The following is a 15,921-nucleotide window of genomic DNA, read 5'->3' as shown; positions in this document are numbered from 1 at the left end:
CGATGCGGTCCGCTAGGGTCAGGGGCCAATTCTAAGACTCAGGAGATCCCATGACCCTGCGCAAGTCGCTCGCCGTATCCTCACTGTCCCTGGCGCTCGCCGTGCCGGCCTTCGCCCAGCAGATGCCCCAGGGCCAGGCGCCCAGCGCCGAGGACCAGGTGGCCCAGCTCGACCAGATGGTGGACCTCGACCAGGGCCAGGAGCAGGAGCTGGTGAGCCTGCTCAGCGAGTCTCGCCAGCGTATCCAGTCGCTGCGCAGCGAGGCCCAGGAAGTGCAGATGCGGTTGCAGCAGAATGCCGGCCCTGAATTCGACGAGGCCGCCATTCGCCAGGATGCCGAGCTGCTGGGTGACCTCACCGGCGAGATGACCGCCGAGAGCGTGCTGATGCAGTCGCGCATGCAGGCGGCCCTGAGCCCGGCGCAGCGAGACGAGCTGGAACGCCAGATCGAGGAGCGCCAGCAGCAGATGCGCCAGATGCAGCAGCAGATGCAACAGCAGCAGGCGCCCGCCCAGTAATCCTCCTCGGATGGGCTTGCGGTCGCCTCGGCGACCGTGGTTCCCGGCATGACGGCACCCCGCGGGGTGCCGTCTGCGTTACATCACTGGCGCCGGTTGCCGGGGCGGCCGAGCCAGTAGCGATGCCCCTGGCGCTCCGGGCGTGTCTCCACCAGTGGATGGGAGGGGCGCGAGGAGGGCGGCCGGGGCCCCTGCTGCGAGGCCAGCGCCAGCAGGCGCCGCACCCGCTCATCTGTCGGCGGATGGGTCTGCAGGTAGTGCAGCCAGCTCGGGAGTTGCCTGCGGCCGAACAGGGTCGTCAGCCACATCCCGTTGCGTCGCTCCAGGGCCTCCAGGGCGTCGGCCAGGCCCTGCGGATCGCGGGTCAGCGCCGTCGCCTCCAGGTCGGCGGTGAACTCGCGGTTACGCGACAGTGCCAGTTGCAGCAGGGTGCTCGCCACGGGGGCCAGCCCCACCACCATCAGCTCCAGCCAGGGCATGCGGATCTCGCCGGCCATGGCCATGGGCAGCATGGCGATCAGCGCTAGCTGTACCAGGAAGGCCCCCCAGATGGTGAGCCGCGTCATGGTGGCGGCCATGGACATCACCCGGGTGTCGCCGTGGCGCAGATGGCTGACCTCGTGGGCCAGCACGCCGGCCAACTCACGCAGGGACAGGCCGTGCAGCAATCCTTCGGTGATGGCGATGCCGCCGTCCTCGGCATCCCCCACGGCGAAGGCATTGAGATCCGGCGACGGCACATAGAACAGCCAGGGCTGCTGGGTGAGCCCCGCTCGCCGATAGAGGAGGTCCATCACGCGATAGAGCTGCGGCGCCTGGTGGCGATGCAGCACCCCGGCGCCGGTGCGCGCCAGCACCAGTCGCGCCGGTATCCGACCACCGAGGTAGAGGGTCAGCATCACCAGGCCGAAGGCCCACAGCACACCGCCGCTTCCCGCCAGCAACCAGGCGGGCACCGCAAGCAGCAGCGACATGCCGGCCAGGATCAGCAGGTGCTGAAGGGTGTTGTGCAGGCGCTGGGCGGTGAAGCGAGAGAGCATCGTATCCTCCTGATGCCAACAGGTTACCGCGCCCGGGTCCTGCTGGCACCTGCCGGTGGAACCACGCGCTGAAGTCGTGAAGAAACATTCGGTTACAGTCGCGCAAGAATTATGGAAACCCTTACCAAAGAGATTGAAAAAGGCGCGGGGATGGGTTCTATTAGGCTGGTAATCAACCTGGAGATACCCCATGCCACTGTCCATTGACATCCCGGAAATCCTGGAACACCTGATGGAGAAGGCCGAGGCCATCCGATCCTGCCGCGAGGCGATCGCCACCTATATCGACTAAGCCTCGTTGACCCAGTTTCCCCCGGCCAGGGACGGCCACCCTACCTCTGCTCCCTCTTTCGTCTCTTTCTCGCTTCTCCTCTCGTCTGCTCCACCGTCTAAGGTGCCGACTCACGGCTGCCTCGGGTCGCCTGCGCCCACTGCCTCCCGCGGGCCCAATTGAGAAGCCAGCGCCGCTCCGGCACTATGTGCGCTCGCCGGCGATGACCCGGCTACCGCCATGCCAAACGACCAGGGACGCGACATGGGCCAGCTGCTTCGCATCGTGATGATACACGGCCACCTCGAGGGCGTGGTCGAGCTCAGTGTGGATGGCCACACCAATATCTGCGGTACCAATGCCTCGGGAAAGACCACCCTGCAGCGGCTGGTGCCGGTGTTCTATGGTGAGCTGCCCAACAAGGTGGTGCCACGCACGCGCCTCAAGTTCGATGCCTTCTACCTGCCGCATCGCAACAGCTATCTCGTCTACGAATACCGCCGCGAGGAGGGTGATGTGTGCCAGGCGGTGCTGACCCGGCGCAGCGAGGGCGGAGTCGAGTACCGCTTCGTCGGCGACGCCTACCGCCCCGAGGATTACCTGGTCGAGAGCGAGGCCGGCGTGGCCGCCCTGGACTATGCCCAGTGGGCCAACGGCCTGCGCCGGCGGGGCGTATCGGTCTCGCCCAAGCTGGGGGCCACCTCCGAGTATCGCGCGGTGATCCAGAACGACTTCACCCAGACCGGGACCCAGCCTCGGGGCAACAGCAAGGAGGGGTTGCGCCTGCGCCAGGTGGCCGCCCGCTTCAGCCTGGTGCGTCCCGGCCAGCGCATCCGGCATATGGAGAAGCTGGTCTCCGCGGTGCATGCCAAGGAGGGCAAGATGGATACCCTCAAGACCATGCTGGCGGCGATCTTCGAGGAGGACGGGGTCGAGTTGCCGGTGACCCGTATCCGCAATACCAAGGCCCGCGAGTGGATCGCTCGCATGCGCCAGTCCATGCGCCTGGAGCCGCTGCAGCGCTCGCTGGGTGAGCTCGAACGCCTGGATCGCGAGATCGCCGACCTTGAGGCGACGCTGTGGCAGCTCAAGCCCCAGCTGGAGGCGGACCGCCACCGTGCCGCGCGGGACCAGGCCGAGCGCGAGGCCGAGATCCAGCAGCGCCAGCGTGACTTCAAGGCCCTTGATACGGCTTATCAGGAGCGCCGTGACGCCCTCAACGACCGTGCCAGCCGTGTCGACAGCGAGCTCGACCAGACCCGCGGCGTTCTCGATGACCTGCAGCGCCAGTTCGAGGCCTACGAGGCGGCGGATATGCCGGGCCTGGAGCAGGACCTCAAGGCGCTGCCCCAGTGGCGTGAGCAGCAGCAACAGCTGCGCGACCACCTGGAGCTGATGCAGCAGGCGGTCAAGGAGAGCAAGGCCAAGCTGGAGGCGCGCCTGGTGGAGCTGGGCGACCTGCTCGAGTCGCGCCGCGACGAGCTCCAGGCGCTGATCGATGCCCTGGGCGAGGAGAAGGAGGCCTGCCGTGACCAGCAGAGCGAGGCCGAGAGTCGCCTGGAGGCCGACTACCAGGCCCGCCGCCAGGCCCTGGATGACGACTATCGCGCCCGCCTGGAGCAGGTGACCGCGCGTCTCGCCGAACTCAAGGCGCAGCTGTCCCACACCGCCCAGAGCGCGGAGGAGGCCCGCGAGGCAGAGCAGGCCCAGGCTCGGGTCGACCAGGCCCAGAGCGAGCAGAGCGCCGCTGCCGCCGCCGTGGAATCACTGCGTGGTGAACTCGATGAGTGTCGCCAGGCCCGGGGGCTGGCCGAGCGCGACCTGGAGCTGGCCCGCACCCAGCTGTCGCGTGCCCGCGGACACCTCGACGAGTTGCTGATCCAGCGTGATCCCGCCCAGGGCAGCCTGCGTCACTTCCTGCGCCATCACCGCCCAGGCTGGGAACAGAGCCTGGGCAAGGTGATCGCCCCGGAGCTGCTCGAGCGCCGCGACCTCGCTCCCCAGTTCAACGAGGAGGGCAGCGACGACCTGTTCGGGCTCGCCCTGGACCTCGCTGCCATCGCGCTGCCCGACTATGCCCAGGACGAGGCCAGCCTGTTGGCCGAGATCGAAGCCGCCGAGCAGGCGCTGGCCCAGGCCGAGGAGGGCGAAGCGACTGCCGAGAAGTCGCTGCGCGGTTGCCACCAGAAGGTGCAGGAGGCCGATGCCCGCCTCCAGCGGGCGCGTGTCGCCCGCCGCCGTGCCGCCGAGGAGGTGGACTACGCCCTGCAGGCCCGCAGCCAGTGCCAGCAGCGCCACGCCGCCGCCCAGCAGGCGCGCCAGGCCAGCGCCAAGGAGACACTGGCGGAGCAGGAGGCCGCTCACCAGGCGCTGCGCGACGAGCAGCGCCGGGCGCTGGAGGCGCTGGCCGATGGCCACCGTGCCCAGCGCCTGGAGCTGACCGCCGACTTCCAGGGGCGGCTGGCTGGCTTCGACCAGCAGGTCGCCCAGTACCGCCGCCAGCTCGCCGAGCACAAGGAGGAGCATCGCCGCCAGCGCGACGAGCTCACCGCCGCCTTCGACCGCGAGCTGGCCGAGCAGGGTGTCGACCCCGAGACCGTGCGTGATACCCGCGCGCGGCTGGAGGCGCTGGGCAAGCGTATTCGACAGACCACCGAGCGCGAGGATGAACTGAGGGAGTATCGTCACTTCATGCGCGTGGAGTGGGGCGAGCGCAAGCCGCGCCTGGTCGCGAAGGAGGCCGAGCTTGCCCGCGACCGGGATGCCCTGGCGCGGGAGCGCGAACAGCATGCTGCCGACTTCCGTACTGCCCGCAGCGAGCATCAGGCCGCGGTGAGCGAACTTGCCACCCGGCGTGACGACGCCAGGGCGCTGGTGGAGACCCTGGCGCCGCTGCTCGACAAGCTGGAAACCCTGGCCCTGGAGCCGGCTCCCGAGCCCCTCGGCGAGGCACCGGGGGATGTGGAGGAGCGCATCGAGCGTCTGCGCCAGGGTCTCACCGACCACGCCCGTGAGCTCGACGCCTTGCGCCGTGGCTGCGAGAAGCTCGAGTCCGAGCTGATCAAGGGGGCCAGCGCCGACTTCCAGGCCACCCTTGCGGCCGAACGCGCCCGGCTCGACGGCGAGAGCCCGCGCCGCCTGCTGCCGGTGATCGCCGGCATGCTCCAGCTGCTCGAGGGGCAACAGCAGCAGCTGCTGCAGGAGGGGCGCAACCTCTCCGACGACCTCGACAAGTTCTTCACCGTATTCAGCGACCTCAATCGGCGCATCAGCGCCCAGAGCCGGCGCCTCTCCGACGAGGTGGCCGACGACCTGGTGCTCGAGGGCATCGGCCGCGCCGAGGTGAGGATCCAGTCGACCATCGACGAGCTGGGCTTCTGGGAGCCGCTCAAACGCTTCGCCCAGCGCTACCGCGAGTGGCGCGACTCGGGCCAGCCGCTCCCCGGCGACGACTACCTGGATGCCCTGGCCGACGTGGTGGAGCTGCTGCGCAGCGACCAGCAGTACAGCTTCGAGAGCCTGCTGCGCCTGGAGCTGCACCTCAACGAGGGCGGCACCGACCTGGTGATCCGCAACGACCGCCAGTTGCTGGAGTCCTCCAGCCACGGCATGGCCTACCTGATCCTGTGCAAGTTCCTTCTCGCCTTCACCCGACTGCTGCGTGGCCCGGCCGAGATCGTCATCCACTGGCCCATCGACGAGATCGGCACCCTGGCCTACCACAACGTCGAGAAGCTGTTCGACGCCTGCGACAACAACCGCATCCATATCGTCGGCGCCTTCCCCAATCCCGAGTCGGACGTGCTGCTGCTGTTCCACAATCGCTACCTGATCGACCGTGACGAGGCCGCCCCCGCCAAGCGCCGCCTCAAGCGCATCGAGCCGCGCCTGAGCCGCCTGGCCCAGCGCCTGCAGGCCCGCGCCGAGGAGGCGGCATCATGAGTGAACATACCCCGATGGAGCGCTCCATGGTAGAGTTCGGTCCCCTGCTGGAGCGCCTGCTGGCCGGCGAGTTCATCTGCGCGGTGAGCGACGAGGGCGCCTTTCGCCGCCTGCAGGACGATGAGACCCGCGAGCGGATCGACGCCTACCTGCGCCCGCTCAACCGCCGCCTGGCCAGCAACGACGAGGGCAGCGTCTATTTCCTGGCCTGGCGTGTGCTCGACGAGGCCGCCCGGGAGCAGCTCTCGCGGCAGCTGGGCGAGACCGTGGCGAGCCTGCTGCCGCTGCTGGAGTGGCTGCAGCTGGTCCAGGAGGCGCTGGGGCGCGACGGGCCGGCCGCGCCCGGAGAGGTGCTCAAGCCCGCCGACTTCAGCTCGCGCTGCGAGGACAACCAGGGGCTGCGCGAGCGTCTCGAGCGCCTGGCCAGCGACCCCTTCTTCGGCTCCCAGAGCGACCAGCTCGACGCCCAGCTTAAGCAGGTGTTCAAGCGGCTCAGGGAGCACGGCTACCTGCTCCAGCCCCATGCCGACCGCCAGTACTATCTGGTCACCGCCAAGATCGACTACCTCATCGACCTGGCGCGCTTCATCCGCGACGAGGAGAACCTGCCGGTGGATGACCAGGCGCCGAGCGGCCAGGAGAGCCTGCTGTGAGTGTCGACCATCCCCACGCCCTGGAGAGCCGCCTGGTCAGCACCGGGGTCGAGCGCCTGGCGCTGCTGGGCAAGCACGCCGAGGCGCTGATGGCCGGCTACGCCCGGGACGAGGTGCCGCTGGAGGGGCTGAGCACCACCGCCCTCAACCGGCTGCTGGCGGCACGCATCCTGTGGCGCCCGGATGAGCAGGGCGGGGTGAAGCTGGCGCCCAAGGTGCGCGAGTTGATCGCCGAGATGCTCGCCGACGAGAGCCGCCGCCACGTCAACGCCGATGTGGCCGAGACCCTGGAGCTGTTACGTAGCCTGGTGCAGAGCTACCGCGAGGCCCGCGACGGCGGTGAATACTGGCGTCAGGAGCAGCAGCTGCTGCGCCTGCGCCAGGAGGTGGATGACCTCAATGGCCGCTTCGCCGACGCCATCGACAGCCTGTGGCGACGCCTCAACGGCGATTTCGGCTTCGTCAGCCGCCTGGGCGACAAGATCCGCGAGAACCAGCGCGCCCAGAAACAGATCGTGCGCCTGCTCGACGGCCTGGCGCTGATCGACTTCGACGAGCTGATCGAGCTGGTGGGCAGCGACGGCGCGCTGCGCAAGCTGCTGGTCAGCGGCCTGCAGCAGCAGCTTACCCAGCACTACACCAGCCTGCGTGAGGTACAGCGGCGCCTGGTCGAGCTGATGGCACGCTTCCGCCAGCAGCAGTCGCGCAGCCGCCTGGTGGCCGGCATGGCCGGGTTCCTGCGTGAGCACCCCGGCTTCGTCCCCGGCAACTACGCCCGGCGCGGCGAGGTGCCGGCACTGGTCAACCGCGCCGCCCCGCTGGTCGCCGCCGGTGCTGCTGCCCTGGACCACCATCCCGATAGCCGTGTGCTCGGCGAACTGCTGCACCGCCTGCCGCGGCCCGCTCCGCGCCCGCAACCGGTGACCGCCGCGGGTGCCGCCGCGCCTCAGGAGGACACCCTCGTGGCCGCTCGCCAGCAGGCCCTCAAGGAGGACGTTGAGCGCTTCTATCTGGCGGTGGTGGACGGTGGCGAGGGGCTCAGCGCTCTGGAGTTCCTGCAGCAGGGGGAGTACGAGTGGAGCGAGGAGATCTGGCTGTTCCAGGTGATCGCCGAATTCCAGGGGCTGCCCAGAAGCGAGCAGCGCGCCTTCCGCCTCAGCCAGCAGGAGAGCCAGGCGAGCCGCTACAATCATGTCCGGCTGATCCACGACGTCACCCTTCAGCTCGCCTGACGGACGGACTTGATCGCCGATAAATCGGGCTCCCACAGGTGGAAGGCCTGACTGTAGGAGCGCAGATCCTGCGCGATGGCGCCGCAGGCGCCCGATATAGGAGGAGACCCCCTTGCACCTGACCACAAGCGCCCGCAAACAGCTTCGCGATGCCGCCGAACGGCTCCGCTGCGAGCCCGTGGTGGGGAAACGCCGGGGCAGGGCGGTCGACGAGATCGTGGCCTGGTGCCAGGCGCACGATATCGAACTCGGTGCGCGCCTCACCCATGCCCGTCTGGTGCTCGACCGTGAGCTGCTGGACCGCATCGACGAGGCCCTGGCCGCCCTGGGCGAGCCCGCCATCGCCGCCGAGCTTTCAGGCCTCTCCACCGCCGAGCAGGCGGAACTCGGCAACCGCGAGGCGAAGGGCGTCCGCGAGAAGCCGCGTGCCCGCCGCGTGCTGGCCAGCCTGCCGGCGGTGAGCCGTCCCGGGGTCGCTTGCCGGGCGCACGACTGCCTCGATCTCGACCGGCACGACCTCGAACTCGCCGCCTTCGACGCCCTGGTGCAGGTCGAGAACCTCGACAGCTTCTACGGCTTGCCCGACACGCTGCCGGCACTCTCGTCCTGGCCGCGCCCGCTGGTGCTCTACCGCGGCGATAGCTTCTATGGCGGCGGCTTCACCGACCTGGCCACCGACTGGGCCGCAAGCGGTCGGCCGCACCTCTACCTGGGTGACTTCGATGCCAAGGGGGTGAGCATTGCCCTGGAGCGAGGTGCCAGCCACCAGCTGTTGCCACCCCTTGAGTTGGTGGCCGAGCGTGCCAATGTCCAGCAGCTGCCCCCCACGCAACAGCGCTTCCAGGCGGCGCTGCGCCAGCATGCGGCGCGACTGCCCGAGGAGCATCCGCTGGCTCGCTATCTCGCCATCCTGCTCGGTGAGCAGCGCGGCCTGCTGCAGCAGTGGTTCGGCAGCGCCGACGACTGGGTCGCGGTGCCGCTGCACCCCCGCCCGACTCCCTGATGCCCCAACCGGAAGACGCCACCGTGGAACTCCTGCAGACGCTCGACACGACCCAGCTGATCCTGGGCCTGGCCACCTTCGCGGCAGGCCTCGTGATCGCCTTCGCCCTCCAGCAACGTCGCCTGAGCAACGCACGCCGCGAGCGGGAGGCCATACGTGGCGAGCTGCATGCCCAGCAGCTGGAGGCCCGCGAGCAGACGGTGGCGCTGCAGGTAGCCGAAGGCGAGGTGGAGACCCAGCGCGAAGCCAACCAGGCCCAGGCGCGGGAGCTCGACCGCTTCCGCGAGGCCTACTATGCGCTCAAGCAGACCCATGGCGAGCTGACCACTCGCCTGGAGGAGAAGGAGGCGCACTTCGCCCGCCAGCTGCAGTGGATGGAGGAGAGCAAGGGCCAGCTCAAGGTGGAGTTCGAGAATCTCGCCAATGAGCTGCTGGAGCAGAAGGGCAGGGCCTTCTCGTCGCTCTCCGAGCGCAACCTGCAGGGGCTGCTCAAGCCCTTTCAGGAGGAGATCAAGGGCTTCCGCGAGAAGGTCGAGACCCTGCACCACCAGGAGACCGCCCAGCGCGCCAGCCTGACCACCGAGCTCAAGCACCTGCAGCAGCTCAATCGCGATATCACCGACCAGGCCGCCCAGCTGACCGAGGCGCTCAAGGGGCAGAAGAAGGTCCAGGGCAACTGGGGCGAGCTGATGCTGGAGAACGTGCTCGACAGTGCCGGTCTGCGCCCCGGAGAGGATTACCAGCGCGAGAAGAGCTTTACCACCGAGGCGGGCAAGCGCCGCCCCGATGCGCTGGTCTACCTGCCCGAGGGGCGCCATCTGGTGATTGACGCCAAGACCTCGCTTGCCGCCTACCTGGAGTACGTCAACGCCGAGGACGAGCCGACCCGCCAGCGGGCATTGGCCGACCACGCCCGGGCGGTGGGCGATCGCATCGAGGAGCTGGCCGACAAGCACTACTACGACCTGCCGGGGCTCAACTCGCCGGAGGTGGTGATCATGTTCATCCCGGTGGAGTCGGCCTATATCGAGGCGCTGCGCCACGACGCCACCCTCTACCAGCGCGCCATCGAGCGCAACGTGCTGGTGGCCACTCCCACCACGCTGCTCACCAGCCTGAATATCGTCGGCCAGCTGTGGCGCTTCGAGAACCAGAGCCGCCACAGCGCCGAGCTGGCCCGCAAGGCCGAGCGCTTCCACAGCAAGCTCTCCACCTTCCTCGACAGCATGCAGGACGTGGGGCGCAAGCTCGATGGCGCCCGCGAGAGCTACGACCGCGCGCTGGGGCAACTGGTCAACGGCCGTGGCAACCTGGTCAAGCAGGCCAGCGAGTTCCGCGAACTGGGCGTGGCGGTAAAGAAGGAGCTGCCTGCCGAGATCCTCGAGCGTGCCAGGCTCGAAGTGGGCACGGCCCCGCCGGGTGATGGGCGGAGCGACGATCAGGCGCGGAGCTGAGCCTGTGCGAAGTCGAGCAGCCGGCGATACTCTCGCTGGCGGATAATGGACTCGACGATCGCGGCATCAAGATTCAGGTAGTCGTGCACCAGCGCATTGCGCAGCCCGATCACCTTGTTCCAGGGGACGTCGCTGGCATCGAGTCCCTGTTCGCGCAGCTTGTCGAACGCCTTGCGGGCATCGCTCGGAACAACGCTGCCCTGCGACTTGAGGCGCTGCTTGGCGATACCGATGCAGGCCTCCGTCAGCAGCTGCAGGTTGCGTTCGGCGGCGCGGTAGAGCAGGGCGTTGAGACCGTTCGCCATCGTGGACGCCTCATGTAGCTGCTCCAGCTCTTCGGCAAGCGTCGCCAGGTGCTCGCCCATGGCATCGATGTATTCGGGTTCCATCGCGGGGGTCCTGTGGTCGGTACCTGAGGCATCAGGCGAATTGTTGCTGATGGTAGAGGTGATCCAGCTCCCACATAGAGGTGATGCGGTTTTCCTCGCGGGCCAGGCGCAGTCGGTCGTTGGCCTGCAGCACCCTTCCGGTGCGGATCACGGCATGGGCCAGTGGCAGGGGAGCCAGGTTGATATCGACGATGGAGAGGCGCTCCGCCTCCAGCCCCATGGCATCCTGCCAGGCCTGAGTCAGCAGCTCGGGCCGCAGGCGCCGCTCCAGCGGGTCCTGCTCGAAGTCGCGGAAGGCTGCGGCCAGGTCGATGTCGCTCTGAGCGGTCGCAGTGCCCTTGGCGTGGGAGCCGTAGAGCCACAGCACGGCGATGCTGGGCTCGCGTCTGGCCATGTCGGCGAAGGCCTCGAGCAGGATGTCGATATCCGGCATAGTGAATCCCTTGGCGTGATGAAGGTTTGCCGCCAGTCTACCATCCCCATCACAGGTTCAGGCGGCAGGTATGCAGCCGTTGAGCCATGGGGGTAGGACCGTAGGAAGTCAGCATAGGGAGCAGGGAGTCGAGATGGCCTTTCGTTTCCAGCGTCGCATCCGCCTGGCACCCGGGGTGCGCCTCAACCTCAGCAAGCGCGGCCTGGGCCTCTCGGTGGGCCCGCGGGGTGCCAGCCTAAGTGTCGGGCCCAGCGGCGTGCATGGTCATGCCGGGATCCCCGGCACCGGCCTCTCCTATCGGCAGAAGCTTTCCGGCGCTGGTCGCCAGCGGCGTGCCAGCCGGAGCGCAGCGGCCTCGGCCCTGGCCCAGCGGCTGGCCGAGGGCGATAGCCTGGCGCTGACCCTCGAGATCGACGAGAGCGGCCAGCTCCGCTACTTCCATGCCGATGGCACGCCGATGTCGGATGCCGAGGCGCGTGAGGTGCGTCGCCATGCCGAGGCGAGCCTGCGCGAGCAGCTCCAGGCCCACTGCGAGCGCCTCAACGCCGACCTCGACCGCCTGGGGCGCCTCCACGAGGAGACCCCGGCGCCCGAGGTCACAGGCTACGCGATGCGCGACTTCGACGAGCCGCCCCCGGCACCGTTTCAGCCGCTGGCCCCGGTGTGGTGGCATGCGCTGTGGCCTCCGGCCCGGCGAGCCCGGGAGGCGCAGAGTCGGCGCCTGAAGGCCGAGTTCGACGAGCGCTATCGAGCCTGGGAGTGGCGCAAGGCGGAGCACGATGCCGCCGAGTTTGCCCGCCATCGCCGCGAGAGCGAGGGCGTCTGGGACGATCCGGAGGCGATGGAGGCGACCCTGCGTGAGCGGCTGGAGGAGATCGACTGGCCGCGGGAGACGCTGATCGACTTCGACCTGGGCAGCGATATCTCGACCATCGCGGTGGACATCGACCTGCCCGGCGAGGAGGAGATGCCCGATCGCTACTGGGGCATGCCCCCCAAACAGCTCAAGCTCTCGTCGCGCCGGCTGAGCGATACCTGCCAGCGCAAGCTCTACCGCGACCATGTCCACGGCATCGCCTTCCGTGTATTGGGGGCGGTGTTCGCCCGCCTGCCGGGGGTGAAGGAGGCGCGGGTCTCCGGCTACCGCCAGGTGGTCGACCCCGCCACCGGCGCCGAGCGCGACCAGTACCTCTACAGCGTCAAGGTCACTCGCGCCCAGTGGGAGGCGATCCGTTTCGACCGCCTCGACCAGGTCGACCCGGTGGCCGCCCTGGAGGCCTTCACCCTGCGCCGCGACATGACGAAGACGGGAATCTTCCGCGACATCGAGCCGCTGAAGCTGGTGTAGGGTGACGCCGGGCGTCAGGCGTAGCGTCGGGCGGTTCTCTGGTTGCTCTCGGCGGCGGGTTTCGTTCCAATACTGGCCTCGCCTTCAAGCCGTGAGGACTATTCGTGTCGGATCCCCAACTCGCCGCCCCCGCCCTGAAGCTCTACCACACCCTGGAGGATATCCCCTGGCAGCGCAGCTTCGATCCACGCTCGCTGACCCGTGGGCGTGGCTATGCGCGGCAGGGCAAGGTGCGTCACGGAATCCGACTCGAGCGAGAACGAGAGATGCTGGTGCTGCGGGCCCAGGTGGAGGGCAGCGGTCACAGGCGCTACCTCACCAGTCTCGCGGTGGATCCTGATGACCACAGCATGGGGGTGGTCAGCGACTGCAGCTGCCCGGTGGGACGCCAGTGCAAGCACGCGGTGGCGGTGATCCAGAGCTTCATCGATGACCTGGAGGCCGATGGCATTCCGCCACGTGACGACACGGCGCTGCTGGAGCAGCGCTGGGAGTCCTGGCTTGCCGAGCTCCAGACGCCACTTGGCGGCAGGCGTTACGTCGAGGAACTGGAGAGTGACTATCGCCTGGCGCTGTTCCTCGACGTTGACCCTGACCCGCGTGCCCCCACCCTGCAGGTGTCGCCGGTGTGGCTGCGCCCCGCCAAACAGCGCAGCCGCGGCAACGGCTGGGTCAAGCCGCGACCCATCATGGTGCGCAGCGGTGGCGGGCTCACCCCCAGGCCGCCTCACGGACTGGCAGCGGATGAGGAAGAGGCGCTGGAGCTGCTCATGCTGGGCGAGCAGCGGCGGCAGTATGTGGGAGCCAATGAGCAGCGCTGGAGCCGTGTCACCCACGCCTTCCAGGCGCGCGCCCTGTGGTCGCTGCTGGAGAGCGATACCCCTCCGCTGCTGTTCCACCCCAAGCAGACCGGCACCATGCTCGACCCCGGCCCCAGTTGTCGGCTGGCCCTCGCCTGGGAGCCCGATGCCGATGGCAACCAGCACCTGCGTGCGGATACCCAACCCGCCGACGTCATCTCGGATCAGGCGGTGATCGTGCGGGCCGGCACCGAGCTGTGCTATCTCGATGAGCGGCGCGGTCGCATCGGGCGACTGGAAGGTGACCCCGACGTGCTGATGCGCCTGCGCCGCGCGCCGCCGCTGCCCCCCGAGATGAGCGGCTGGCTGACCGAGCGTCTGCATCGGGTCCCGGGTCTTTCCAGGCGGCTGCCGGCCCCCCAGGAAGTCGAGGAGCGCACCCTTGAGGGAGTGGCACCGCGCCTCAAGGTCACCATGAGAGTCGCCACCGGCCAACTGGGCTACCGCGACGGCGCCATGGTGCCGCACTGGATCGAGGTGGGCGCCGCCGTGGTGGGCTTCGACTACGCCGGAATCGAGGTGCCACCGGAGGAGGGCGAGAGCCACCAGGCCTTCCGCGACGGCCAGCACCTTACCGTGAAGCGCGACCGCGAGGCGGAGCTGGCCCTGGTGCGCAACCTGCCGCCCGGCATGGTGACCCTGGAGCGCCTGCAGCAGATCGATGCCGTGCCGGCGCACCTCGATCTGCCCGAATGGTCGCTGCTGCTGCCGCGCGAAGGCACGCCGCCACGTTGTGCCAATGAGTGGCCAACCCACCTGGCCGGGCCCGACGAGTGGTGGGAGATGATCGCCAGGCTGCGCGAAGCGGGCTGTGTGGTCATCTTCAGCGATGACTTCCCCGAGGAACCTACCGTCGTCGAGCCGGATGACTGGGTCGGCGAGCTGGAGCCGGCCGGCAATGGCTGGTTCGACCTGGCACTGGATATCGAGGTGGAGGGCGAGCGCCTCAACCTGCTGCCCATCCTGCGCCGGCTGTTCCGGGATCCCGCCTTCCCGCTGGAGCCCGCCGAGGGCGAGGCCGACGACGCCAGCTGGACGCTGGCCCTGCCGGAGAATCGCCGGCTGGTGATGCCCCTTTCCCGGCTGCGCTCGCTGATGGCGCCGATCCTCGACTGGCTCGGCGACGAGAAAGACGACGAGGCGGCCGTGCGCCTGCCGGTGATGGCAGCCGAGAAGCTGGCGCCGCTGGCCGAGCACGAGCGCTGGGCCGGGCGCGAGGACGTCACCGCCCTGGCCCGGCGCCTGCGCGAGCTGCCCGCCAGCCTGCCGGCGCCGGAGGGCTTCGCCGGCGAGCTGCGCGACTATCAGGCCCGCGGTATCGCCTGGATGCGCTTCCTTTCCGAGCTCGGTACCGGCGGCATCCTGGCCGACGACATGGGCCTGGGCAAGACGGTGCAGGTGCTGGCCCATGTGCTCGACGAGCGTGCCCGTGGCGCGTTGACCCGCCCGACCCTGGTGGTGGCGCCCACCAGCCTGGTGGGCAACTGGTGTGCGGAGGCAGAGCGCTTCGCCCCCGAGCTCAAGGTGGTCGCCCTGCAGGGCGGCAAGGCGCAGCGCGAGCGCCAGTTCGAGGAAGCGCTGCCCGACGCTGACCTGGCGGTGACCACCTATGCGCTCCTGATGCGCGATCTCGAGCGGCTGCGCGAACATGATTTCGGCCTGCTGGTGCTCGACGAAGCCCAGGCGATCAAGAACGCCGCCAGCCAGACCGCCCGCGCGGTGCGCGAGCTCAACGCCCAGCGCGCCATCGCCATGACCGGCACACCGTTGGAGAACCACCTGGGTGAGCTGTGGGCTCAGCTCGATGCCGTGGCCCCGGGCGCCCTGGGCAGCCAGCAATGGTTCGGACAGCGCTTCCGCACCCCCATCGAAAAGGAGAGAGATGTCGAGCTACGTCAGCGTCTCTCGCGGCGCATCGCCCCGCTGATGCTGCGCCGCACCAAGCAGCAGGTGCTGACCGAGCTGCCGGAGATCACCGAGACCCGCCGCGAGGTCACTCTGAGCGGCGCCCAGCGCGAGCTCTACGAGAGCCTGCGCTTGGCCCAGCACCAGCGCGTCCAGCAGGCCGTCGCCGAGCGCGGCCTGGCCGCCTCCGGCATCGTCATGCTCGATGCGCTGCTCAAGCTGCGTCAGGTGTGCTGCGACCCGCGGCTGGTCAAGCTGGACAGCGCGCGCAAGACGAAGCGCTCGGCCAAGCTCGACCAGCTGCGCGAGCTGGTGCCGCCGCTGGTGGAGGAGGGCAGGCGCATCCTGATCTTCTCCCAGTTCACCGAGATGCTGGCGCTGATCGGTGACGCCCTCGAGAAGGACGGCATTCCCTTCACCACCCTGACCGGCGACACCCCCGGCAGAACCCGTACCCAGCGCGTGGCGCTGTTCCAGCAGGGCGAGATCCCGGTGTTCCTGATCAGCCTCAAGGCCGGCGGCACCGGCCTCAACCTGACCGCCGCGGACACCGTGATCCACTATGACCCCTGGTGGAACCCCGCGGTGGAGGCCCAGGCCACCGGCCGCGCCCACCGCATGGGCCAGCAGAATCCGGTGTTCGTCTACAAGCTGGTCTGCGCCGGCACCGTGGAGGAGCGCATCCTCGACCTGCAGGCGCGGAAGGCCGACCTCGCCGCCTCCATCCTCGAGGGCGGCGCAGAACAAAAGGGCGACGGCCCGCTGTTCGACGAGGAAGACCTGGCGCTGCTGTTTGCGCCGGTGGTGTAACGAGCGGGGCAGGGGTCAAGAAAAAAGCCAGTCTTTGTTGAGAACTGAAGATTTTCCTGCTGT

At 68.9% G+C, this 15,921-nt stretch carries 11 protein-coding genes; 8 read left to right on the top strand and 3 right to left on the bottom strand.

All coding sequences use genetic code 11. From position 1 onward, the window contains the following. Positions 1–50 precede the first annotated feature (50 nt). Entirely contained in the window at positions 51–518 is a 468-nt protein-coding gene (locus GRB96_RS11485) for a hypothetical protein (protein WP_161432272.1), read from the top strand. 83 nt (positions 519–601) lie between these two features. On the opposite strand, the gene GRB96_RS11480 is transcribed toward GRB96_RS11485, so the two are convergent. Continuing rightward, positions 602–1,558 (bottom strand): zinc metalloprotease HtpX, encoded by a 957-nt coding sequence (locus GRB96_RS11480; RefSeq protein WP_161432271.1) that lies wholly within the window; start codon positions 1,556–1,558, stop codon positions 602–604. Positions 1,559–2,093: 535 nt separating this feature from the next. Here GRB96_RS11480 and GRB96_RS11475 point away from each other — a divergent pair. From GRB96_RS11475 to GRB96_RS11455, 5 genes are all read left to right on the top strand, one after another. After that, the gene (locus GRB96_RS11475) at positions 2,094–5,771 is read left to right on the top strand and encodes an ATP-binding protein (RefSeq protein ID WP_161432270.1); all 3,678 of its coding nucleotides are present in this window, start codon (positions 2,094–2,096) and stop codon (positions 5,769–5,771) included. A gap of 26 nt (positions 5,772–5,797) precedes the next feature. Next, entirely contained in the window at positions 5,798–6,424 is a 627-nt protein-coding gene (locus tag GRB96_RS11470; RefSeq protein ID WP_161433093.1) for a condensin complex protein MksE, read from the top strand. Continuing rightward, on the top strand, positions 6,421–7,656 hold the full coding sequence (locus GRB96_RS11465) for a hypothetical protein (protein ID WP_161432269.1): 1,236 nt from the start codon (positions 6,421–6,423) through the stop codon (positions 7,654–7,656). Before GRB96_RS11470 ends, GRB96_RS11465 begins: the two co-directional genes overlap by 4 nt. 112 nt (positions 7,657–7,768) lie before the next feature. Beyond that, the gene (locus GRB96_RS11460) at positions 7,769–8,659 is read left to right on the top strand and encodes a DUF7281 domain-containing protein (protein ID WP_161432268.1); all 891 of its coding nucleotides are present in this window, start codon (positions 7,769–7,771) and stop codon (positions 8,657–8,659) included. Continuing rightward, positions 8,659–10,113, top strand: coding sequence for a DNA recombination protein RmuC (locus tag GRB96_RS11455; protein ID WP_161432267.1), 1,455 nt, complete (start codon positions 8,659–8,661; stop codon positions 10,111–10,113). Before GRB96_RS11460 ends, GRB96_RS11455 begins: the two co-directional genes overlap by 1 nt. On the opposite strand, the gene hepT is transcribed toward GRB96_RS11455, so the two are convergent. Together hepT and mntA are read right to left on the bottom strand one after the other, a co-directional pair. Further along, positions 10,098–10,502, bottom strand: coding sequence for a type VII toxin-antitoxin system HepT family RNase toxin (hepT, locus tag GRB96_RS11450; RefSeq protein ID WP_161432266.1), 405 nt, complete (start codon positions 10,500–10,502; stop codon positions 10,098–10,100). The genes GRB96_RS11455 and hepT overlap by 16 nt on opposite strands. Before the next feature lie 31 nt (positions 10,503–10,533). After that, entirely contained in the window at positions 10,534–10,935 is a 402-nt protein-coding gene (gene mntA, locus GRB96_RS11445; RefSeq protein ID WP_161432265.1) for a type VII toxin-antitoxin system MntA family adenylyltransferase antitoxin, read from the bottom strand. Positions 10,936–11,068: 133 nt separating this feature from the next. On the opposite strand from mntA, the gene GRB96_RS11440 reads away from it, so the two are divergent. Beyond that, positions 11,069–12,283, top strand: coding sequence for a DUF4236 domain-containing protein (locus GRB96_RS11440; protein ID WP_161432264.1), 1,215 nt, complete (start codon positions 11,069–11,071; stop codon positions 12,281–12,283). A gap of 104 nt (positions 12,284–12,387) precedes the next feature. Beyond that, positions 12,388–15,858, top strand: a complete 3,471-nt coding sequence (locus GRB96_RS15805) for an SNF2-related protein (protein ID WP_161432263.1) — start codon at positions 12,388–12,390, stop codon at positions 15,856–15,858. The last annotated feature ends 63 nt before the right edge of the window (positions 15,859–15,921 follow it).

It is taken from the genome of Halomonas alimentaria (assembly GCF_009902005.1).
In the GTDB taxonomy this organism is placed as follows: Bacteria; Pseudomonadota; Gammaproteobacteria; order Pseudomonadales; family Halomonadaceae; genus Halomonas; species Halomonas alimentaria.
Note: the sequence above shows the minus strand (reverse complement) of the source record. Positions and strands in the feature narration are given on the sequence as shown.

Excerpts from the sequence above, each read along its gene's own strand:
- GRB96_RS11485 (WP_161432272.1), top strand. The coding sequence starts at position 51 with ATGACCCTGCGCAAGTCGCTCGCCGTATCCTCACTGTCCCTGGCGCTC.
- GRB96_RS11480 (WP_161432271.1), bottom strand. The coding sequence starts at position 1,558 with ATGCTCTCTCGCTTCACCGCCCAGCGCCTGCACAACACCCTTCAGCAC.
- GRB96_RS11475 (WP_161432270.1), top strand. The coding sequence starts at position 2,094 with ATGGGCCAGCTGCTTCGCATCGTGATGATACACGGCCACCTCGAGGGC.
- GRB96_RS11470 (WP_161433093.1), top strand. The coding sequence starts at position 5,798 with ATGGTAGAGTTCGGTCCCCTGCTGGAGCGCCTGCTGGCCGGCGAGTTC.
- GRB96_RS11455 (WP_161432267.1), top strand. The coding sequence starts at position 8,659 with ATGCCCCAACCGGAAGACGCCACCGTGGAACTCCTGCAGACGCTCGAC.
- hepT (WP_161432266.1), bottom strand. The coding sequence starts at position 10,502 with ATGGAACCCGAATACATCGATGCCATGGGCGAGCACCTGGCGACGCTT.
- mntA (WP_161432265.1), bottom strand. The coding sequence starts at position 10,935 with ATGCCGGATATCGACATCCTGCTCGAGGCCTTCGCCGACATGGCCAGA.
- GRB96_RS11440 (WP_161432264.1), top strand. The coding sequence starts at position 11,069 with ATGGCCTTTCGTTTCCAGCGTCGCATCCGCCTGGCACCCGGGGTGCGC.